The organism is Pseudomonas syringae (assembly GCF_000737245.1).
GTDB classification, from domain to species: Bacteria; Pseudomonadota; Gammaproteobacteria; order Pseudomonadales; family Pseudomonadaceae; genus Aquipseudomonas; species Aquipseudomonas syringae_J.
The window spans coordinates 1-20,060 of record NZ_JPQU01000034.1 but is presented as its reverse complement, the minus strand read 5'-3'; the positions used below and the strand labels follow the sequence as shown (position 1 = coordinate 20,060).

Sequence of the window (20,060 nt, the reverse complement as noted above, 5' to 3'; positions counted from 1 at the left end):
CGACGGCCGCGAAGCGATGCATCTGACACGCTGCAATTCTCTGTAGGAGCGCACGGAGGTTACGACGCCCGCGATGGCGATGTATCAGACAGACCGCTATCGCTGCCTCGCGGTGCTCGTGAACTCCTACAAAGGACGGCGGAGCGGGTTACTTCAACCCCGACATCTTCTGAATCGCGCCCTTTAGCTCTTCGTCCGAGCAGTCGGCGCATGTGCCTTTGGGTGGCATGGCGTTGATGCCGGTAATCGCCTTGGCCAACAAGCCATCAAGCCCGCCCTGCTGATCGGCGCGGGTTTTCCAGGCAGCGGTGTCGCCGATCTTTGGCGCATTCAACAGGCCCGTGCCATGGCAGGCGTTGCAGTGTTTGCCGATGACATCGTCCGGCGATTTCGCGCCACCGCCCCCTGCTGCGGCGACGACTTCCATGCCTGCGCATTCCTTGCCCTGAACGCAGACCTGGCCGACCGGCTCAAGCCGCTTGGCAATCTCGTCATTGGTCGCCGCCTGAGCGTTAAACGCCCAAAAAGCCAGCGCGGCAGCAACTGCAAGAATCTTATTAGTTAGGTTCACGCTCACACCCTCATGGTGACTATTCACGCTCGCCTGCCACGGTTTAGCAGGCGGCGAAAGTATAGCCCCTCGTATGAGAGTCCGAAACAACCCTTCAATAAGAAAGGTTATTAGCGAACGGCTCGATATACTGAGAGTTAAGCCCAAGCCCTGAGTTTGCGGGGGCTCTGGCCTAGAAGTTGGCTGGCGTGGCTGCGCTGATTAGTCGCGCCGGGACATCAAACGGGTTGCGGAAGCGATGAGGCTTGGTGCTCTCGAAGTAGTAACTGTCCCCCACTTCGAGGATATAAGTGTCCAGCCCAACCACCAGCTCCAGGCGGCCTTCCACCAGGATGCCGGTTTCTTCGCCTTCATGAACCAGCATTTCGTCGCCGGTATCGGCACCTGGCGGATAGACCTCGGTGAGAAACGCGATCGCCCGGCTGGGATGCGCCTTGCCCACCAGTTTCATGGTGACCGCGCCGTCCGAAATATCGATCAGCTCGCTGGCCTTATAGACGATCTGCGTAGGGTTTTCCTGCTCAAGTTCTTCGGAAAAGAACTCCACCATGGACATGGGAATGCCGCCGAGCACTTTGCGCAGCGAACTGATCGATGGACTTACGCTGTTTTTTTCGATCATCGAAATGGTGCTGTTGGTCACACCTGCTCGTTTGGCAAGTTCGCGCTGGGACAGACCCTTGAGTTTGCGAATGGATTGCAGTCGTTCACCGACGTCCAATGCGGCAGTCCCCCTAATCAATCAGTAAGGTCGAATTGAGCGCCATGATGGCAATAGCGTTCAGTATTTACAACACTTGGACTGGTTACTGATTGTTCGGGGGACTGGCGGGAGTTCAGGTATTCGTCTTATGGAAGTGTGTAATGGCTAATGACGTCATCGCGGGCAAGTGCGCTCCTACGGACAGGGCGCCTGTAGGAGCGCGCTTGCCCGCGATGACGATGTCAGCCCTGATAAACCCTTGGCACCCGCCGCAAGTTGCAGAAAATCCGATACGGAATGGTCCCAGCGTGGGCGGCTACCTTGCTGGCCAGGACATTTTTGCCCCAGAGTTCGACTCGGCTGCCCAGGCCTGAAGTCGGCAGATGGCTCAAGTCCACGCAGAGCATGTCCATCGAGACCCGGCCCAGCAGCTGACTTGGCTGCCCATCGATCCACACCGGCGTACCCGTGGCAGCTTCGCGTGGATAACCATCTGCGTAACCCATGGCCACCACGCCGATCCGGCTGGCGCGCTCGGTGACAAAAGTCGCGCCATAGCCGACTGGCTCCCCGGCAGGCAATTCACGCACGCAGATGACCTTGGATTCCAGAGTCATTACCGGCTGCAACTGATCGGCCACCGCTTGAGGTTGATCGAAAGGCGTTGCGCCGTAGAGCATGATGCCGGGGCGGACCCAGTCGCTGGGCACGTTCGGCCAAGCCATTACCGCTGGCGAATTGCGCAGGCTGATTTCTGCAGCCATGCCCTTGCGGGCAGCTTCGAATACGGCCAACTGCTCGTTGCTGCTGGGGCAATCGGGCTCGTCGGCGCGAGCGAAATGGCTCATGAGCACAATCTTTGCCACTTTCCCGCTGGCCAGCAGACGCTGATAAGCGGCTTGAAAGTCTTTCGGATGCAGACCGACACGATGCATGCCTGAGTCCAGCTTGAGCCACACCACCAGGGGCTTACGCACGCTGGCCTGTTCGATGGCTTCCAGCTGCCATAACGAATGCACCACGCACCAGAAGTCATGCTCGACGATCAAATCCAGCTCATCGGCTTCGAAAAAGCCTTCCAGCAGCAGGATCGGCGCGCGGATACCGGCTGCCCGCAACTCCAGCGCCTCTTCGATACAGGCAACGGCAAAACCATTGGCGTCGGCCTCAAGGGCCTGGGCAACCTGCACCGCGCCATGGCCATAGGCATCGGCCTTGATGACGGCAAGGGCCTTGGCACCTGCCGTTTCGCGGGCGAGCTGGTAGTTATGACGCAGGGCTTGAAGATCGATAATGGCGCGAGCTGGACGCATGGTGTGTGGTTCTAGGTCGGGTAAGAATTAAATGTAGGAGCGAGCTTGCTCGCGATAGCGTCGGTGGGTGCGACATGTTCTTTTTCTGAAAAAACGCTATCGCGAGCAAGCTCGCTCTTACAGATTTGATTTGCGTTTAAGGCAACGCCGCCACAACCGACAACTCAACCAGAATTTCCGGTTCGCAGAGTTTGGCTTCCACGGTTGCGCGTGCCGGAGCGACGCCTTTGGGCAGCCATTGGTCCCAGATACTGTTCATGCCAGCGAAGTCGGCATCGATGTCCTTGAGGTAGATCGTGACCGACAGGATACGACTCTTGTCGGTGCCCGCCAGATCCAGCAAGCGCTCGATGCTGCCCAGGGTTTCGCGAGTCTGCTGCTCAATCCCGGCGGCCATATCGTCTCCCACTTGGCCCGCGAGGTATACGGTGCCATTGTGAACGACGATCTGGCTCATGCGCTCATTGGTGAGCTGGCGCTGGATGGACATTTTTTGCGATCTCCTTGGTACTGCCATAACGAGAAATATCGAGGCCGGCGGCGCTGATCTGTGGGGTTTTACGCGCAATCAGGTCGGCAAGCAAACGACCCGAGCCGCAGGCCATGGTCCAGCCCAGCGTGCCGTGACCGGTATTGAGGAACAGGTTGCGGAACGGCGTGGCACCGACAATCGGCGTGCCGTCCGGGGTGGTCGGACGCAGACCGGTCCAGAAATCGGCCTGCTGCAAATCCCCGCCCCGAGGATAGAGGTCGTTGACGATCATCTCCAGCGTCTCTCGCCGACGCGGATTCAGCGACAGGTCAAACCCAGCAATTTCAGCCATGCCGCCCACCCGGATGCGGTTGTCGAAGCGGGTGATTGCGACTTTGTAAGTCTCGTCGAGGATAGTCGAAGTCGGGGCCATGGCCGGATCAGTGATCGGCACAGTCAGCGAGTAACCCTTGAGCGGGTAGACCGGTGCCTTGATACCCAGTGGCTTGAGCAACTGCGGCGAGTAACTGCCCAGCGCCAGGACATAGCGATCGGCGGTTTCCAGCTTGCCGTCGATCCACACGCCATTGATGCGATCGCCTGCAAAGTCGATGCGCTCGATGGACTGGTTATAACGGAATTCGACACCCAGATTCGCGGCCATGTCAGCCAGGCGCGTGGTGAACATCTGGCAATCGCCGGTCTGGTCGTTGGGCAGACGCAAAGCGCCCGCCAGAATGTTGGTCACCCCTGCCAGCGCGGGTTCAACCCGGGCAATACCGGCGCGATCAAGAAGCTCGTAGGGCACACCGGATTGCTGAAGAACGGCAATGTCTTTGGCGGCGTTGTCCAGTTGCTCCTGAGTGCGGAACAGCTGAGTAGTGCCCAGGGTGCGGCCTTCATAAGCGATGCCGGTTTCAGCGCGCAGCTCATCGAGGCAGTCGCGGCTGTATTCGGACAAGCGAACCATGCGCTCTTTGTTGACGGCATAGCGGCTGGCCGTGCAGTTGCGCAGCATTTGCGCCATCCACAGGTATTGGTCGATATCCGCAGTGGCTTTTATCGCCAGTGGAGCATGACGCTGCAACAGCCATTTGATGGCTTTGAGCGGCACGCCGGGCGCTGCCCAAGGCGATGCATAACCTGGCGAAACCTGGCCTGCGTTGGCGAAACTGGTTTCCATCGCCGCCGCTGGCTGACGATCGACTACAGTCACCTGCATGCCCGCTCGGGCCAGATAATAGGCACTTGTCGTACCGATCACACCACTACCAAGGACCAGAACGCGCATGTCGATTTACCCCATCGCGGATATCCGCTGACGTTTTGAAGTTTTAAGCAAGGATGTAGGCAGTATATGCAGCGAAGGGCAGTGCTTTTCACTATATAACCACCTATATTTGGCGGTAATTCTCGGCAAAGAAGCCTTTGATAGAGGTGGTTAACCCATGCGCACCCAGCATCAGTCCAAACGCGAGCTGGACAAGATTGATCGCAGCATCCTGCGCATCCTCCAGGCAGACGGCAGAATCTCGTTCACTGAGCTCGGCGAGCGGGTGGGATTGTCGACGACGCCTTGTACCGAACGGGTCCGGCGTCTGGAGCGCGAAGGCATCATCATGGGCTACAACGCCCGCCTGAACCCGCAAGCACTGAAGGCTAGCCTGCTGGTGTTCGTCGAGATCAGCCTGGACTACAAGTCAGGCGACACCTTCGAGGAATTCCGCCGCGCGGTGCTCAAACTGCCCCACGTTCTGGAATGCCATCTGGTGTCGGGGGACTTCGATTACCTGGTCAAGGCGCGTATCTCGGAGATGGCCTCGTATCGCAAACTGTTGGGCGATATCCTGCTCAAACTGCCCCATGTGCGGGAGTCCAAGAGCTATATCGTGATGGAAGAGGTGAAGGAGAGCCTTAATCTGCCGATTGCAGAGTAACGCATGTCCATGCAACGACGTGGGACCGGCTTCAGCCGGGAAGGCGGCATACGGGACGATAGATATGGAGTGGATGTTCAGGCCTCTTCCCGGCTGAAGCCGGTCCCACGTCGTCACATTCCCTTGCCGGCGTTAAACCAACACCTGTCGGGTCGACGCCATGTACTCGTGTATCTGCTTTTCAACCCGTGGATGAATCAATTCCACCGGCCGCCGACCGTTGGGGCAAGGCAAGGTCGGGGTGGTGCCGAACAGGCGGCAAATCAGCGGGCGTTCGTCGTAGACGGTGCAGCCGTTGGGGCCCAGGTGTACGCAGTTGAGTTCGTCCATGGCGGCGTCTTGCTCGGCAGCGGTCTTGCGCGGCAAGCGAGACATTTCTTCCGGCGAGGTGGTGACCGGTCCGCAGCAGTCATGACAGCCTGGGACGCACTCGAAAGTGGGGATCTGCTGGCGCAATGTACGAATTTTCTGACTGTTACAACTCATTGAATCCTACCCGCTGTGAATGGGCGCGATTCTGCCTCAGATACCCCCGCCGATACAGCGCCGCTGGACCGAACCTTGCCCGCCATCGGATCTGCGGCTTATCCTCCCTGACGTTTTCAGACACCTGCAACGGGATAACCCTATGAACGCCCGCGTTCAATCTGCGATCACCAGCGCGCAACACGCTGCATCCTATTACGCCGCCAGCAGCCACCCAAAGCCGGATTATCCGCCGTTGCAGGGTGAGTTGCAGGCCGACGTCTGCGTGGTGGGCGGCGGCTTTTCCGGACTGAACACCGCTATCGAACTGGCCGAACGAGGCCTGAGCGTAGTGTTGCTCGAAGCTCGCAAAATCGGTTGGGGCGCCAGCGGTCGGAACGGCGGGCAATTGATTCGCGGCGTAGGCCATGGGCTGGATCAGTTTGCTGACGTGGTGGGTGCCGAGGGTGTTCGCCAGTTCAAGCTGATGGGCCTCGAAGCCGTGGAGATCGTGCGCCAGCGCGTCGAGCGTTATGGCATCGATTGCGACCTGACCTGGGGTTATTGCGATCTGGCCAACAAACCCCGTGATCTGATTGGCCTGGCGGAAGATGCCGAAGAACTGCGCAGCCTCGGCTACCGCCATCCGCTGCAATTGCTGGAAGCCAGCGAGATGCGCAGCGTTGTCGGTTCTGATCGCTATGTGGGCGGCATGATCGACATGGGCTCCGGGCATCTGCACCCGCTCAACCTGGCATTGGGCGAGGCTGCTGTGGCGCAGTCGCTGGGTGTCCAGGTCTTCGAGCAGTCGGCAGTGACCCGCATCGATTACGGCCCACAGGTCAAAGTTCACACTGCACAAGGCGTGGTGCGGGCAAAAACCCTGGTGCTGGCCTGCAACGCTTATTTGAATGACCTTAATCCGCAATTGAGCGGCAAGGTATTGGCTGCCGGCAGTTACATCATCGCCACCGAGCCATTGAGCGAAGCGCAGGCACGACAAATATTGCCGCAAAACATGGCGGTCTGTGATCAGCGGGTGACCGTTGATTACTTCAGGCTCTCGGCGGATCGCCGGTTGCTCTTCGGGGGCGCCTGCCATTATTCCGGGCGTGACCCGCAAGACATCGCCGCTTACATGCAGCCGAAGATGCTCAAGGTGTTTCCGCAGCTGGCAGGTGTGAAGATTGATTATCAGTGGGGTGGCATGATTGGCATTGGCGCTAACCGGCTGCCTCAGATCGGGCGGCTCAAGGATCAGCCCAATGTGTTCTATGCCCAGGCGTATTCCGGCCATGGGCTGAACGCCACGCATCTGGCGGGCAAACTGCTGGGCGAAGCCATCGCCGGTCAGCACAGCGATGGTTTCGAATTGTTCGCCAAGGTTCCGCACATCACCTTCCCGGGCGGCAAGCACCTGCGCTCGCCGCTGCTGGCGCTGGGGATGTTGTGGCATCGTTTGAAGGAATTGAGGTGAACCTGATCCCTATCTGTAGGAGCGCGCTTGCCCGCGATGCGATTTCAAAGACGGCACATTAGTCGCTTTGGAAAGCGTCATCGCGGGCAAGCGCGCTCCTACAGAATCGAGGTGTGACAGGAAGAATGCCGACCCTGTGGGAGCGAATTCATTCGCGAAAGCGGCCGTACATACGAGGAATCTCTTGCAGCTGTACTTGCCTCTTCGCGAATGAATTCGCTCCCACAAAGATTTGTTACGGCTGCGAGAATCACTCCCTCCAGAACGCTTTCAAGCCCTCGCGCATCGCCTGTCCGCCAGTCAGGCCGATATCTCGCAGTTCGTCTTCCGTCAGGCTGAGCAGCACTTTCCGGGACATCCAGCGGTGACGGTAGAGCGCCCAGCGGCCGAGCTTCGGTGCGCTTGCGGTCTTCATGACCACTGCTCGCCCTTCGCTCAATTCCTGGCTGTAAAGCGTTAACCGCACATCGCTGAACCCGTTCATTTTCCCAACCCTCATCATGTTGTGGTGTGGGGTCCATAATGAATCCGGGCGCGAAACCGTTACAGATCCAAACAAATCTATTTATTTGCATACAGAGCTTTCAGAATGGCGGCTGAATGCTGTATTTTTCGCAGATCTGTATGGCTTTGCTTTTGCAAATTATCGAGAGTATGCCCGTGACCCTCTACGTCAATCTTGCCGAATTGCTTGGTACCCGCATTGAAAACGGCTTCTATCGGCCCGGCGACCGGCTGCCTTCAGTGCGGGCACTGAGCGTCGAGCACGGCGTGAGTCTAAGCACAGTGCAGCAGGCTTATCGCGTCCTGGAAGACAACGGCCTCGCGCTCCCCAAGCCCAAGTCCGGCTATTTTGTCCCGGCCAGCCGTGCTGTTCCGGCGTTGCCGGTGATTGGTCGCCCGGCGCAACGGCCGGTGGATATTTCGCAATGGGATCAGGTGCTGGACCTGATGCGTACCAAGACCATCCCTGGTTTGGTGCAATTGGGTCGCGGCATGCCTGACGTCACCAGCCCGACCTTGCGGCCACTGATGCGCGCCTTCGGCAAGATCGCCAGGGATGAAGGCTTGTCTGCTCTGTATTACGACAGCATTCAGGGTAACCAGACACTTCGTGAGCAGATCGCTCGGGTGTTGCTGGATTCGGGCTGCAATCTGACCGCCAATGACCTGCTGATTACCGCCGGTTGCCATGAAGCACTGTCGGCCAGTGTGCGGGCGATCTGTGAGCCGGGGGATATTGTCGCAGTGGACTCACCGAGTTTTTTCGGCGCGATGCAGACCCTCAAGGGCTTGGGCATGAAAGCGCTGGAGATCCCCACCGACCCACTGACCGGTATCAGCCTTGAGGCACTTGAGTTGGCGCTGGAGCAGTGGCCGATCAAAGTCATACAGTTGACCCCTAGCTGCAATAACCCCTTGGGCTATGTCATGCCGGAAAGCCGCAAGCGTGCACTGCTGACCCTGGCCCAACGGTTCGATGTGGCGATCATCGAAGACGATGTGTATGGCGATCTGGCGTTCAGCTATCCACGCCCGCGGACCATTAAATCCTTCGACGAAGATGGCCGTGTGCTGCTCTGTAGTTCGTTTTCCAAGACCCTCGCTCCGGGCTTGCGGGTGGGCTGGGTCGCACCCGGTCGCTACCTTGAACGGGTGCTGCACATGAAATACATCGGCACCGGTTCCACCGCGCCACAGCCGCAGTTGGCGGTTGCGGATTTTCTCGCCAACGGACATTACGAGCCGCATCTGCGGCGCATGCGCACCCAGTACCAGCGCGGCCGTGACCAGATGATTGATTGGGTGATGCGCTACTTCCCAGAGGGGACAAGAGTCAGCCGTCCTCAAGGCGGCTTCATGCTGTGGATCGAACTGGCTGAGGATTTTGATACGCTGCGGCTCAATCGCGCACTGCTCGCGCAAAATGTACAAATCGCGGTCGGCAGCATTTTTTCCGCTTCCGGCAAATACCGTAATTGCCTGCGCATGAATTTCGCCGCCAAGGCGTCCCCTGAGGTTGAGGCTGCCGTAAGCAAGGTGGGGGCAACCATCTTCAGGTTGATCGAAGAAGAATGATCCGCGTTCGGTAACTTTTCCCGGCTTTTAGCGGTCATATCGACATGTTGTACCTTCCGGGTGATTAATTTGAAGAACACATGGGCACTGCCCTTCTGTCTGTTGGTTGTGTTGTGTGTCAGTGGCTGCGCCCATACCAGCGTCCCCAATGAACCGAGCCAGGCGTTACCGCCTTCGGACTCGGCTTTCGGCCGTTCGATTCAATCGATGGCGATGCCCCACGAAGGTCGCTCGGGTTTCCGCCTGCTCTCCAACAGCACCGAAGCCTTCATGGCCCGCGCTGAACTGATTCGCAATGCGCGCAGCAGCCTGGATTTGCAGTACTACATCGTCCATGACGGCCTGAGTACCCGGGCCCTGATCGATGAATTGCTCAAGGCTGCCGACCGCGGCGTGCGGGTGCGCATTCTGCTTGATGACACCACCAGTGATGGGCTGGATCAGGCCATCGCCACGCTGGCGGCGCATCCGAACATTCAGATTCGCCTGTTCAACCCCCAGAGCCTGGGGCGTGAAACCGGCGTTACTCGCACCATGGGCCGACTGTTCAACTTGTCTCGCCAGCATCGGCGGATGCACAACAAGCTGTTTCTGGCGGACAGTAGTGCGGCAATCGTTGGTGGGCGCAATCTGGGCGACGAATATTTCGACGCCGAAGAAAACCTCAACTTCACCGATATCGACATGCTCAGCGTCGGTCCGGTGGCTCAACAGCTCGGCCACAGTTTCGATCAGTACTGGAACAGCACCCTGAGCAAGCCCATCGCCGAGTTCATGTACTTCTTGCCAACGGTTCGCGACCTGGCCAAGTCGCGCAAACGCCTTGAAGCTTCGCTGGAGGAATCGAGGCAAAAGCACCACGCGCTTTATGATCGCCTGATGACGTATCAGACCCAGCCGCGTATGAAAATCTGGCTCAATGAGCTGGTCTGGGCTCATAACCAGGCGCTGTGGGATGCCCCGACCAAAGTCCTGGCCCGTGGCGAGCCTGACCCCCATTTGCTGCTGACCACTCAACTGGTGCCGGAACTGGCCAACGTTAAGCAGGAACTGATTTTGGTCTCGGCTTACTTTGTGCCGGGCGAAGAAGGCCTGCACTACCTCACCGGCCGCGCAGATGCGGGTGTTGCCGTGAGCTTGCTGACCAATTCCCTTGAAGCCACAGACGTGCCCGCCGTGCACGGCGGTTACGCGCCTTATCGTCAGGAGCTGCTGGAGCATGGGGTGAAGTTGTTCGAGTTACGCCGTCAGCCCGGAGATCCGGGTAGCAGTGGCGGCGGCAGCGGACCTCACCTTTTCAGCAAAGGCACCTTTGGTGGCGGTTCGGACTCCAGTCTGCACAGCAAGGCGATGATCTTTGATCGCCAGAAATCTTTCGTCGGCTCGTTCAACTTCGATCCGCGCTCAGTGCTGTGGAACACAGAGGTGGGCGTCCTGGTGGACAGTCCACAGCTGACCGAAAGCCTGCGCGAGTTGGCTTTGCAGGGCATGGCGCCAGACCTGAGTTATCAGGCCAAGCTGGAAGGTGGGCAGGTGGTGTGGGTTACCGAAGATAACGGCAAAATCCACACCCTGCACAAAGAGCCCGGCGACAAGTGGCGGCGCTTCAACGCCTGGTTCAGCCGGGCGGTTGGCCTGGAGAAGATGCTCTAAGCTGCTGCAGCTGGCTGAACCCCGAACGCTCCGCGCCGCTGCGACAGCAGTACCAGCCCGAACGCGCCTGCTGCCATCAGCAGCGGCAACGCCTGGCCGCTCACCCACTGGCTGCCTGCACCCGCCGCCAGAGGGCCCAGCAGGCAGCCGATGCCCCAGAGTTGCGCCACATGAGCATTGGCGCGCACCAGCGCGTCATCGCGATAACGTTCGCCGATCAGAATCAGCGACAAGGTGAACAAACCACCGGCACTGGCGCCGAATAGTACCCACAGTGGCCAGATCAGCACGGTATCGACCAGTAGCGGGACCAGCAGGCTGGATACCATCAAAGCCATTGCGCAGCTGGAAAACAGCGTGCGTCGCGATACCTTGTCCGCCAGCGCGCCAATCGGCAGCTGCAACAACGCATCGCCCACCACCACCGTGCTGATCATCGCCAGTGCGACTTCCGGGGTGAAGCCCTGGCGCAGGCAGTAAATCGGCAATAACGTCAGTATCAGGGCTTCGAACGCAGCAAACAGCGCAACCGCCCAGGCGATGGCAGGCATGGAGCGGCAGAAGCCGGCCAGATCAATGAAGGTAACTCGGCAAGCATCGGCACTTGGCGCGCCGCTGCGGCCCAGCAACAGGAATGGTGAGCAGACCAGCAGCCCGACGCCGACCCAGAAGCCGGTGTCATGCTCGGTCCCCAGTGCACCCAGCAGCAAGGGCCCTGCCAGTTGGCACAAGGCGTAGGTGCTGCCGTACAGCGCGACCAGTCGACCACGCCACTTTTCGACCACCAGTTGGTTGATCCAGCTTTCGCCGAGAATAAACACGATGGTGAGAATCACCCCGAGCATCAGCCGCAGGATCAGCCACACGGAGTAATAGGGCAGCAACGCCAGCAAGCCAACCGACAGCGCCCCGGCCCACAGGCAGTAGCGCATCAACGCCGCCGTTCCGAAACGTGCAGCCAAGCCACTGGCCAGGCTGGCGCCAAGTAGCACGCCGATGGCAGGCATCGCTGCCATCACGCCAATGGCGAACGAGCCATAGCCCCAGCTTTCCAGCCGCAGCGACACCAGAGGCATGCTGACACCCAGCGCGAGGCCGACGGACAGCACCGACGCCAGTACCGCAAAATAAGTACCCCAACGCATTCCGCGCTCCTGTGGATCAAAGGGCCAAGACGACAAAGCCGGGCTCCTTATCGGAGGCCCGGCTACATGCATAGTGTCGGATGATCAACTCTGTGGGAGCGGTGCTTGCCCGCGATAAGGCTGGACGCAATCCTAAGGCAGATCACCAAAACCTTATCGCGGGCAAGCACCGCTCCCACATGTGTTTAGTCGTGGACTTACAACTTAATCCACGTCGCTTTCAGTTCGGTGTATTTATCGAACGCATGCAGGGATTTGTCGCGGCCGTTGCCCGATTGCTTGAAGCCACCGAACGGCGCGGTCATGTCGCCGCCGTCGTACTGGTTGACCCACACGCTGCCGGCACGCAACGCTTTGGCGGTCAGGTGGGCTTTGGACAGATTGGAGGTCCAGACCGCAGCAGCCAGCCCGTAAGGCGTGTCGTTGGCGATCTGAATGGCTTCTTCAGCGGTGTCGAAGGTCAATACTGACAATACCGGGCCGAAAATCTCTTCCTGAGCGATCTTCATGGCATTGGTCACGCCATCGAAAATCGTCGGCTCAACGTAAGTGCCGCCAGTTTCCTGAAGGATGCGCTTGCCGCCGACCACCAGCTTGGCACCGTCCGAATGCCCGGCTTCGATGTACGACAACACGGTATTCATCTGTTGAGTGTCGACCAGCGCGCCCACTGTCGTAGCCGGGTCCAGCGGATTGCCTGGCTTCCAGCCTTTGAGGGCCTCGATGACCATCGGCAGGAATTTGTCCTTGATCGAGCGCTCTACCAGCAGACGCGAGCCTGCAGTACAGACTTCGCCCTGATTGAAGGCGATGGCGCTGGCGGCGGATTCCGCTGCGGCCTGCAAGTCCGGAGCATCGGCGAACACGATATTCGGGCTCTTGCCGCCCGCTTCCAGCCAGACGCGCTTCATGTTCGATTCGCCGGAATAGACCAGCAGCTGCTTGGCAATTTTCGTCGAGCCGGTGAATACGACAGTGTCCACATCCATGTGCAGCGCTAGCGCCTTGCCGATAGTGTGGCCGTAACCTGGTACGACGTTGAGCACGCCTGCCGGGATGCCCGCTTCAATCGCCAGCTGAGCAATGCGAATCGCGGTCAGTGGGGATTTTTCCGAAGGCTTGAGCACCACGGAGTTACCGCTGGACAGTGCTGGGCCGAGTTTCCAGCAGGCCATCAACAGCGGGAAGTTCCACGGCACGATGGCCGCCACCACGCCGATGGCTTCGCGGGTGACCAAGCCGAGCTGGTCGTGAGGGGTTGCAGCCACTTCGTCATACAGCTTGTCGATGGCCTCGCCGCTCCAGCTCAGGGCTTGGGCAGCGCCGGGGATGTCGATGCTGAAGGAGTCACTGATAGGCTTGCCCATGTCCAGGGTTTCCAGCAGAGCCAGCTCTTCCACGTTCTTGTTCAGCAGAGCAGCGAAGCGCAGCATGGCGGCCTTGCGCTTGACCGGTGCCAGACGCGACCAGGCACCCGAATTGAACGTCTTGCGTGCGCTTTCGACGGCGCGCTGGGCGTCGGCGCTGTCGCAGCTGGCGACTTTGGCCAGCAGGCGGCCATCAACCGGGCTGATGCATTCGAAGGTCTCGCCCGATGCAGCGTCGGTGTATTCGCCATTGATAAACGCGCGGCCCTCAATCTTCAGGTCCTTGGCGCGTTTTTCCCAGTCAGCATGGCTTAGGGTGGTCATTCGTATGTCCTCCGCTCTATCGATTAAGGTGTTCAGGGGCGGCGAATCAGAGGCAAAGACAGGTCATCTGCAATTCGTCGCGCTCAAGCAACGGCACTCACCACCCTAAACCAGTGATACGGCGATTTCCAATATCTTTGACAGAGGAAGCTGAAACGCCCCGAAATGGTGGCGTAATGTTCGTTTTATACAACATGTCTGTGTCTGGTTTTGGCACCATTGCCTTAACGCCGCATCAAACCACCAACACTCCATCTACCGCGAGGGGAAGAAATGACTATCGAAAGCATCGTGGACTTCAGTGAAGCTGGCACCGCGCCCGAGCACTATCGCCCTGCCGCGGAAAAAGTTTTCAAAGGCGACCCTGAACAGACCGTCTACAACCATTACAACAGCCCCTGCGGACAAATGAACGCGGGCGTGTGGGAAGGCGAAGTCGGGCAGTGGTCGGTCAACTACACCGAGCATGAATACTGCGAAATCGTTCAGGGCGTTTCGGTGCTGCGCGACGAACAGGGCCAGTCGAAAACCCTGCGCGCAGGTGATCGCTTTGTGATCCCGGCGGGGTTCAGAGGGACTTGGGAAGTGCTGGAGCCATGCAGGAAAATTTATGTGGTTTTCGAGCAAAAACCATAAATATGTACCGCACGCAGTTGGCGTAAGGGGAGGACTCTGAGGGCGTCCATGAGGGACATTCAACACACATAAAGGACTATGTCATGACCAATGAAGAAATCATCCAGCAACTGCACTACCTGATCGGCAGCCGCTACGTATCCACCGTAAAGGCATACATCGGCGAATTGACGGCTCGCGAGCGCGTGGTCAGCTCGAAGGATTTCGTCACCCGGGAGTTCGACATCGATCGGATCACTGTCGACATTGATGGTGCGGGTCGTATTGCGGCGTTCAGCTTTGGTTGATCGAGGCTTTCTCTCTGGAGAAACGCAAACCCTGTAGGAGCTCACCGAGGTTACGAGGCCAGCGATGGCGGTGTGTCAGACAAATCGCTATCGCTGCCCCGCGGTGCTCGTGAGCTTCTACAGGGTCAGAATAATTGCAATAAAAAAGGCCCGTATCGTGAGATACGGGCCTTTTTCACAAGAAGAAAAATCAATTACTTGATTTTGGCTTCTTTGTAGATCACGTGCTTGCGAACCCGCGGATCGAATTTTTTGATTTCGATTTTGTCCGGAGTGGTGCGCTTGTTCTTATCGGTGGTGTAGAAATGGCCTGTACCAGCGCTCGACACCAAACGGATCAATTCACGCATGACTTTCTCCCTTAAATTTTGCCGTCGCGACGGAGTTCAGCAAGAACGACAGTGATGCCGCGCTTGTCGATGATACGCATGCCTTTGGCAGATACGCGCAGACGAACAAAACGTTTCTCTTCTTCAACCCAGAAGCGGTGATGCTGCAGGTTTGGCAGGAAACGACGACGGGTTTTGTTGTTTGCGTGGGAAATGTTATTCCCAGTCACCGGACCCTTACCGGTAACTTGACATACTCTCGACATGCCTCAGCCCTCTAAAACCACATGCCCAACCCGGCATGGGTTGGCCGCTTAATCTCTCAGTCATTTGGCGCCAGGCGCCGCGTTTCTTTAAGGGTCTTACCGGCTACACCTACAGTGAAGGAACCGGGCCCCTAGAAAAGAGCGCTGCTTTATACCAGAAAGGCTTTGGTGTCACAACAGGCAAAGCACTTTACCTCTCACGGCGCAGCGCCTTCAGCCCGGCAGTCTGGCGGTTGTGCGGGTTGATAGCAAATCTACCGCCGGTCGGGTCATGGAGATTGTTCTGTGCCAGCGCATGGTCTAGGGTAACTCACTCACCAGACTGCGCCAGCAGATGGGGCCCTTTTCTGAACAGGAATCTAGCCATGCGTCTTGCTGCGATACCATTTTTGCTCGCTCCTTTGTTGTTCCCGGTGATGGCCCAGGCCGCGACCTCCTTGAGCGTTTGTACCGAGGCCAGCCCTGAAGGCTTCGACGTTGTGCAGTACAACTCGCTGACCACCACCAACGCGTCGGCGGATGTGCTGATGAACCGTCTGGTGGACTTCGATGCCCAGAGCGGCAAGCTGGTGCCGAGCCTCGCGCAGAGCTGGACGGTTTCCCCAGATGGCCTGACATATGAATTCAAGCTGCATCCTGGAGTGAAATTCCATCACACCGATTACTTCACCCCGACGCGTGAACTGAACGCCGATGATGTGATGTTCAGTTTCCAACGCATGCTCGATCCGCAGAATCCGTGGCACAAGGTTGCGCAGAGTGGCTTCCCCCACGCGCAATCCATGCAGCTGCCCGCGCTGATCAAGAAAATCGACGCGCCGGACCCGCTGACCGTGCGCTTTACCCTTGATCACCCGGATTCGACCTTCCTCGCGACCTTGAGCATGGGCTTTGCCTCGATCTATTCAGTTGAATACACCGCGCAACTGCTCAAGGCCGGCAAGCCGGAGCTGCTCAACAGTCAGCCAATCGGCACCGGGCCGTTCGTGTTCAAGCGCTTCCAGAAAGACGCCGTTGTCCGTTACGCCGCCAACCCGGACTATTTCGCTGGCAAGCCTGGGGTCGACACCCTGATCTACGCCATTACCCCGGACGCCAACGTGCGCCTGCAGAAAATTCGCCAGAACGAATGCCAGATCACGCTTTCTCCCAAGCCACTGGACATTCAGGAAGCGGCGAAAGACCCAGCTTTGAAAATCGAAAAAACCGAAGCCTTCATGACGGCGTTCCTGGCAATCAACAGCCAGCATCCGCCGTTCGACAAGGCTGAGGTACGCCAGGCCGTGAACCTCGCATTCGACAAGGACAGCTACCTCAAGGCCGTGTTCGAAGGCACGGCGGAACCGGCCAACGGCCCATTCCCGCCGAACACCTGGAGCTACGCCAAAGACTTGCCGGGCTACAAGCATGACGCCGCCAAAGCCAAGGAATTGCTGGCCAAAGCTGGTTACAAGGATGGTTTCAAGACTACGATCTGGACCCGCCCGTCCGGCAGCCTGCTAAACCCGAACCCGAGCCTCGGTGCACAGCTGTTGCAAGCGGATCTGAGCAAGGTCGGCATCAAGGCTGAGATTAAAGTCATCGAATGGGGCGAACTGATTCGTCGCGCCAAGGCGGGCGAGCATGATCTGCTGTTCATGGGCTGGGCAGGCGATAACGGTGATCCGGATAACTTCCTGACGCCGCAATTCTCATGCGCTGCCGTGAAGTCCGGGACCAACTTCGCCCGTTATTGCGATGCGAAACTGGACAAGCTGATCACCGACGGCAAAGCCACCAGCGACCAGGCGGCCCGCAGCAAGCTGTACCAGCAGGCGCAGGCGCAGATACAACAACAGGCCTTGTGGCTGCCACTGGCGCACCCAACCGCTGCGGCCATCACCCGCAAGGATGTCAGCGGTTACCAGGTCAGCCCGTTTGGTCGTCAGGATTTCTTTAAGGTGCAGGTGAAGTAGCAGGGAGACTCCGGTAATCAAGAACTTGTGGGAGCGAGCTTGCTCGCGAAGAAGCCAGTACATCCGATAGAGTTTCATCGTCGGACGGTCAGCCTTCGCGAGCAAGCTCGCTCCCACGGGTCACCGAACCCACAGGTTTACTCCGTCGTCTCTGAGCGCACCGTACTCTGCAACCCCGCCAGCAGCAGCCGCTGATACAACTCCTCTTTCCAGCCTTGAGGCTCCGCGAGCTGCATGCGCTCCAGGTGGGGCATGAAGGCGGCGGGTTCTGGTGCGTCCAGGGTGGCTTTGCCCAGTTCGATGATCTCCGTGAGCTTGAACTTGCTTTCCAGCCAGTTCAGCGCCCGCAGCAGATCGCGCTCCTCGGCATTGAAGTCGCAACCCAGAGGGTATTCGGGAAATAACTGCGAATAGTGCTCAGCAATCTCCTGAAGGCGTTCAGAGGTGTTGTGCGCGAAGCGCGGGTCCAGTCGGAAGTCTTTGGGCAGCTTGCCGATTTTCTGCGCTTGCTCGATCAGGCCTGGTTGAAATCGAGAGTCGCAGATGTTGAGCATCGCTTCGATGACCGCCGCGTCGGTCTTGCCACGCAGGTCGGCGATACCGTACTCGGTCACCACAATGTCGCGCAGATGGCGCGGAATCGTGGTGTGGCCGTACTCCCAAACGATATTCGACGTTACATCGCCGCCGGATTCACGCCAGCTGCGCAGGATCAGAATCGAGCGCGCGTCTTCCAGAGCATGAGCCTGGGCCACGAAGTTGTACTGGCCGCCGACACCGCTTACTACCCTGCCATCTTCCAGCTGATCGGAAACCGCGGCACCCATCAACGTCACGGTGAACGCACTGTTGATGAAGCGCGCATCGCGGCGCTGCAGGCGTTTGAGCTGCTCGTCGCCATAGAGCTCGTTGATGAAACTGATGGCAGTCATGTTGAACTGACCCAGTCGCTCGGCGGGTAACTCACGCAAACGCTGATAGAAACTCTGCGGCCCGAGGAAGAAGCCACCATGCACCATGACGCCATCGGTATAGGTCGATTCGTCGAGAGTGCCGGCGTTGGCTTCCTGCTGGCGCGGTATGTCGGGATAAACCCTGCGTCGGATGATCCCGGCATCGACCAGCACCAGCAGGCCATTGACCAGCATTTCACTGCAGCCGTACAGCCCGGAAACGAAGGGCCCCAAACCACCTTCGCGATCGATCAGGGTTTGCCAGTCGCTGATATTCAACTCGTTGAGCGCCGCACGATAGGTGTCGTTGTCCGCTTGACGGGCCAGCAGCGCAGCAGTCAGCGCATCGCCCATGGAGCCGATGCCAATCTGCAAGGTTCCGCCGTCGCGCACCAGGGTGCTGGCGTGTAGGCCAATAAAGTGATCCTGGAAGCCAACCGGCATGTTCGGCGTGGAAAACAGCGTGCTGCGCTCGTCTTCGTCGATCAGGAAGTCAAAGTCCGCCTCGTCCAGCTCCGAGTCGCCGGGCATGTATGGCAGGTCGGCATGCACCTGGCCCAACAGCAGAATGGTTTCCCCGGCTGCCCGGCGTTTGGCAATCATCGGCAGCAAGTCGAGGGTGACATCCGGGTTGCAGCTCAGGCTCAGCTTGCCGGGACGCTGTTCGTCCCGGGCCAGCAGTTGCGCGATGAGATTCAACCCGCTGGCATTGATATCCCGTGCCGCATGGCTGTAATTGCTGCTGATGTAGTCCTGCTGGGCCGAAGTACTGTTGAGCAAACTGCCGGGCTGCATGAAGAATTGCTGCACACGGATGTTGGCGGGCAGGCTGTCTGCGCGCAGATCCGCCAGAAACTCAAGCTCGGGATAGTCATCGAACACCCGCTCCAGAAACGGCTGCAAGAACCTGCCCTGCAAACCATCACCCACCGGCGGACGGCCCAGGCTCAGCGCGGTATAGATCGTCAGTTGCCGCTCGGGCATCTGTTTGATCCGCTCATACAGCGCGTTGACGAAACGATTCGGCTTGCCCAGCCCCAATGGAATGCCCATATGAATATGCGTCGGCAACTGCGCGATGACATGGGCAACGGCTTGATCAATGGAACAGGACTGCGACATCGAATCCTCCTGGACTTTTATTGGATGGAGGTTGGACCGGGATTCATGTGGATTTGCTGCATTTCTGCGGAGAAACCCCGTCTCCGTTGGAGCGAGGCTTGCCCGCGAACCAGGCAACCGCGGTGGGGCAGATACACCGCGTAATCGTTCTTCGCGGGCAAGCCTCGCTCCAACGAGGATTTTATTTACCCTTCAAAAACGCAGTATGCAGCTCTGCCAATGTCTTGAAGTGATAAGTCGGTTTCTCAGCCTGCAACTCTTCACGGCTACCAAACCCATACCCCACCGCCGCGACGTCCAGGCCGTTGCGCAGGCCGCCGATCAGGTCGTGTTTGCGGTCGCCGATCATCAGGGTCTGTTTTGGGTCGAGCTTTTCGTTGGCGATCAGATGGGCGATCAGTTCGACTTTGTCGGTGCGGGTGCCATCCAGTTCGCTTCCGTAGATCATTTTGAAATGCCGGGCGAAGTCGAAGTGGCGGGCGATTTCATGGGCGAAGACCCAGGGCTTGGAGGTGGCGATATAGAGCGTACGGCCTTGATCGGCCAGCTCATCGAGCAGCTCAAACACGCCATCGAACACCAGGTTTTCATACAGCCCGGTGACCTTGAAGCGCTGCCGGTAGAAGCCCACGGCTTCCCAGGCCTTGGCCTCGTCGAAGCCATACTGGTGCATGAACTGCTGCAACAGCGGCGGGCCGATGAAGTGTTCCAGCTGCGCCAGGTCCGGCTCGTCGATACCCAATTGCTCAAGGGCGAACTGGATTGAGCGAGTGATCCCCAGCCGCGGATCGGTCAGGGTGCCGTCCAGATCGAACAGAATGTTCTGGTAGTGCATGCAAACTCCCATGGTTTGTTCAGTCGGCTGTAGGAGCGCGCTTGCCCGCGATGGGCTGCGCAGCAGACCGCTGTTGATTCTGAACGAAGGTCCTTCGGCCCTTATCGCGGGCAAGCTGAACTGGTCAAGTAATCACGGACACCGGTTACGGTTTATGCCGCTTTTTTCTCC

General features: G+C 58.6%; 20 protein-coding genes. 7 read left to right on the top strand and 13 right to left on the bottom strand.

Going from position 1 to position 20,060, the window contains the following annotated elements; genetic code table 11:
• Nucleotides 1-148 precede the first annotated feature (148 nt).
• The 5 genes from IV01_RS13475 to dadA form a co-directional block, all read right to left on the bottom strand.
• A complete protein-coding gene (locus IV01_RS13475) occupies nt 149-571 on the bottom strand; it encodes a c-type cytochrome (protein ID WP_032628451.1) in 423 nt (140 codons plus the stop codon).
• 172 nt (nt 572-743) lie between these two features.
• Nucleotides 744-1,292 (bottom strand): cupin domain-containing protein, encoded by a 549-nt coding sequence (locus IV01_RS13480; RefSeq protein WP_032628450.1) that lies wholly within the window; start codon nt 1,290-1,292, stop codon nt 744-746.
• Nucleotides 1,293-1,516: 224 nt separating this feature from the next.
• Nucleotides 1,517-2,587 carry an alanine racemase gene (alr, locus tag IV01_RS13485; protein WP_032628449.1) on the bottom strand — a complete coding sequence of 357 codons (1,071 nt, stop codon included), beginning with the start codon at nt 2,585-2,587 and terminating at the stop codon, nt 1,517-1,519.
• A gap of 136 nt (nt 2,588-2,723) precedes the next feature.
• Nucleotides 2,724-3,077 (bottom strand): RidA family protein, encoded by a 354-nt coding sequence (locus tag IV01_RS13490; protein WP_032628448.1) that lies wholly within the window; start codon nt 3,075-3,077, stop codon nt 2,724-2,726.
• Nucleotides 3,049-4,350 (bottom strand): D-amino acid dehydrogenase, encoded by a 1,302-nt coding sequence (dadA, locus tag IV01_RS13495; protein WP_032628447.1) that lies wholly within the window; start codon nt 4,348-4,350, stop codon nt 3,049-3,051. Before dadA ends, IV01_RS13490 begins: the two co-directional genes overlap by 29 nt.
• 157 nt (nt 4,351-4,507) lie before the next feature.
• Here dadA and IV01_RS13500 point away from each other — a divergent pair, with 157 nt between their 5' ends.
• Nucleotides 4,508-4,996, top strand: coding sequence for an Lrp/AsnC ligand binding domain-containing protein (locus IV01_RS13500; protein ID WP_032628446.1), 489 nt, complete (start codon nt 4,508-4,510; stop codon nt 4,994-4,996).
• 132 nt (nt 4,997-5,128) lie between these two features.
• Here the strand turns inward: IV01_RS13500 and IV01_RS13505 are convergent, their stop codons facing one another.
• Nucleotides 5,129-5,482: a YkgJ family cysteine cluster protein gene (locus IV01_RS13505; protein WP_032628445.1), complete on the bottom strand. Its 354-nt coding sequence runs from the start codon at nt 5,480-5,482 to the stop codon at nt 5,129-5,131.
• Nucleotides 5,483-5,624: 142 nt separating this feature from the next.
• On the opposite strand from IV01_RS13505, the gene IV01_RS13510 reads away from it, so the two are divergent.
• Nucleotides 5,625-6,938: an NAD(P)/FAD-dependent oxidoreductase gene (locus IV01_RS13510; protein ID WP_032628444.1), complete on the top strand. Its 1,314-nt coding sequence runs from the start codon at nt 5,625-5,627 to the stop codon at nt 6,936-6,938.
• 250 nt (nt 6,939-7,188) lie between these two features.
• Here the strand turns inward: IV01_RS13510 and IV01_RS13515 are convergent, their stop codons facing one another.
• The gene (locus IV01_RS13515) at nt 7,189-7,422 is read right to left on the bottom strand and encodes a DUF1127 domain-containing protein (RefSeq protein WP_032628443.1); all 234 of its coding nucleotides are present in this window, start codon (nt 7,420-7,422) and stop codon (nt 7,189-7,191) included.
• Nucleotides 7,423-7,598: 176 nt separating this feature from the next.
• On the opposite strand from IV01_RS13515, the gene IV01_RS13520 reads away from it, so the two are divergent.
• Both IV01_RS13520 and IV01_RS13525 read left to right on the top strand, forming a co-directional pair.
• Nucleotides 7,599-9,017, top strand: coding sequence for a PLP-dependent aminotransferase family protein (locus tag IV01_RS13520; RefSeq protein ID WP_032628621.1), 1,419 nt, complete (start codon nt 7,599-7,601; stop codon nt 9,015-9,017).
• Between the two features lie 69 nt (nt 9,018-9,086).
• A complete protein-coding gene (locus IV01_RS13525; protein ID WP_032628442.1) occupies nt 9,087-10,670 on the top strand; it encodes a phospholipase D family protein in 1,584 nt (527 codons plus the stop codon).
• On the opposite strand, the gene IV01_RS13530 is transcribed toward IV01_RS13525, so the two are convergent.
• Nucleotides 10,667-11,815, bottom strand: a complete 1,149-nt coding sequence (locus IV01_RS13530) for an MFS transporter (RefSeq protein WP_032628441.1) — start codon at nt 11,813-11,815, stop codon at nt 10,667-10,669. The genes IV01_RS13525 and IV01_RS13530 overlap by 4 nt on opposite strands.
• 197 nt (nt 11,816-12,012) lie before the next feature.
• Nucleotides 12,013-13,506 carry an aldehyde dehydrogenase gene (locus tag IV01_RS13535; RefSeq protein ID WP_032628440.1) on the bottom strand — a complete coding sequence of 498 codons (1,494 nt, stop codon included), beginning with the start codon at nt 13,504-13,506 and terminating at the stop codon, nt 12,013-12,015.
• Between the two features lie 273 nt (nt 13,507-13,779).
• Here IV01_RS13535 and IV01_RS13540 point away from each other — a divergent pair, with 273 nt between their 5' ends.
• Complete coding sequence (locus IV01_RS13540) at nt 13,780-14,142, top strand: cupin domain-containing protein (RefSeq protein ID WP_032628439.1); 363 nt, start codon at nt 13,780-13,782, stop codon at nt 14,140-14,142.
• An 83-nt stretch (nt 14,143-14,225) separates the two neighbouring features.
• Nucleotides 14,226-14,429 (top strand): I78 family peptidase inhibitor, encoded by a 204-nt coding sequence (locus IV01_RS13545; RefSeq protein ID WP_032628438.1) that lies wholly within the window; start codon nt 14,226-14,228, stop codon nt 14,427-14,429.
• A 194-nt stretch (nt 14,430-14,623) separates the two neighbouring features.
• On the opposite strand, the gene rpmG is transcribed toward IV01_RS13545, so the two are convergent.
• Both rpmG and rpmB read right to left on the bottom strand, forming a co-directional pair.
• A complete protein-coding gene (gene rpmG, locus IV01_RS13550) occupies nt 14,624-14,779 on the bottom strand; it encodes a 50S ribosomal protein L33 (RefSeq protein WP_003437824.1) in 156 nt (51 codons plus the stop codon).
• An 11-nt stretch (nt 14,780-14,790) separates the two neighbouring features.
• Nucleotides 14,791-15,024 (bottom strand): 50S ribosomal protein L28, encoded by a 234-nt coding sequence (gene rpmB / locus IV01_RS13555; protein WP_007920377.1) that lies wholly within the window; start codon nt 15,022-15,024, stop codon nt 14,791-14,793.
• A 365-nt stretch (nt 15,025-15,389) separates the two neighbouring features.
• On the opposite strand from rpmB, the gene IV01_RS13560 reads away from it, so the two are divergent.
• A complete protein-coding gene (locus tag IV01_RS13560; protein ID WP_032628437.1) occupies nt 15,390-16,979 on the top strand; it encodes an ABC transporter substrate-binding protein in 1,590 nt (529 codons plus the stop codon).
• Nucleotides 16,980-17,116: 137 nt separating this feature from the next.
• On the opposite strand, the gene IV01_RS13565 is transcribed toward IV01_RS13560, so the two are convergent.
• Nucleotides 17,117-19,054 carry an acetyl-CoA hydrolase/transferase C-terminal domain-containing protein gene (locus IV01_RS13565; RefSeq protein ID WP_032628436.1) on the bottom strand — a complete coding sequence of 646 codons (1,938 nt, stop codon included), beginning with the start codon at nt 19,052-19,054 and terminating at the stop codon, nt 17,117-17,119.
• A 181-nt stretch (nt 19,055-19,235) separates the two neighbouring features.
• Nucleotides 19,236-19,889: an HAD family hydrolase gene (locus IV01_RS13570; RefSeq protein WP_032628435.1), complete on the bottom strand. Its 654-nt coding sequence runs from the start codon at nt 19,887-19,889 to the stop codon at nt 19,236-19,238.
• Nucleotides 19,890-20,060 lie beyond the last annotated feature (171 nt).

Coding starts and splice junctions, on each gene's coding strand:
- alr (WP_032628449.1), bottom strand. CDS start 2,587: ATGCGTCCAGCTCGCGCCATTATCGATCTTCAAGCCCTGCGTCATAAC.
- IV01_RS13490 (WP_032628448.1), bottom strand. CDS start 3,077: ATGTCCATCCAGCGCCAGCTCACCAATGAGCGCATGAGCCAGATCGTC.
- dadA (WP_032628447.1), bottom strand. CDS start 4,350: ATGCGCGTTCTGGTCCTTGGTAGTGGTGTGATCGGTACGACAAGTGCC.
- IV01_RS13500 (WP_032628446.1), top strand. CDS start 4,508: ATGCGCACCCAGCATCAGTCCAAACGCGAGCTGGACAAGATTGATCGC.
- IV01_RS13505 (WP_032628445.1), bottom strand. CDS start 5,482: ATGAGTTGTAACAGTCAGAAAATTCGTACATTGCGCCAGCAGATCCCC.
- IV01_RS13510 (WP_032628444.1), top strand. CDS start 5,625: ATGAACGCCCGCGTTCAATCTGCGATCACCAGCGCGCAACACGCTGCA.
- IV01_RS13515 (WP_032628443.1), bottom strand. CDS start 7,422: ATGAACGGGTTCAGCGATGTGCGGTTAACGCTTTACAGCCAGGAATTG.
- IV01_RS13530 (WP_032628441.1), bottom strand. CDS start 11,815: ATGCGTTGGGGTACTTATTTTGCGGTACTGGCGTCGGTGCTGTCCGTC.
- IV01_RS13535 (WP_032628440.1), bottom strand. CDS start 13,506: ATGACCACCCTAAGCCATGCTGACTGGGAAAAACGCGCCAAGGACCTG.
- IV01_RS13540 (WP_032628439.1), top strand. CDS start 13,780: ATGACTATCGAAAGCATCGTGGACTTCAGTGAAGCTGGCACCGCGCCC.
- IV01_RS13545 (WP_032628438.1), top strand. CDS start 14,226: ATGACCAATGAAGAAATCATCCAGCAACTGCACTACCTGATCGGCAGC.
- rpmG (WP_003437824.1), bottom strand. CDS start 14,779: ATGCGTGAATTGATCCGTTTGGTGTCGAGCGCTGGTACAGGCCATTTC.
- rpmB (WP_007920377.1), bottom strand. CDS start 15,024: ATGTCGAGAGTATGTCAAGTTACCGGTAAGGGTCCGGTGACTGGGAAT.
- IV01_RS13560 (WP_032628437.1), top strand. CDS start 15,390: ATGCGTCTTGCTGCGATACCATTTTTGCTCGCTCCTTTGTTGTTCCCG.
- IV01_RS13565 (WP_032628436.1), bottom strand. CDS start 19,054: ATGTCGCAGTCCTGTTCCATTGATCAAGCCGTTGCCCATGTCATCGCG.
- IV01_RS13570 (WP_032628435.1), bottom strand. CDS start 19,889: ATGCACTACCAGAACATTCTGTTCGATCTGGACGGCACCCTGACCGAT.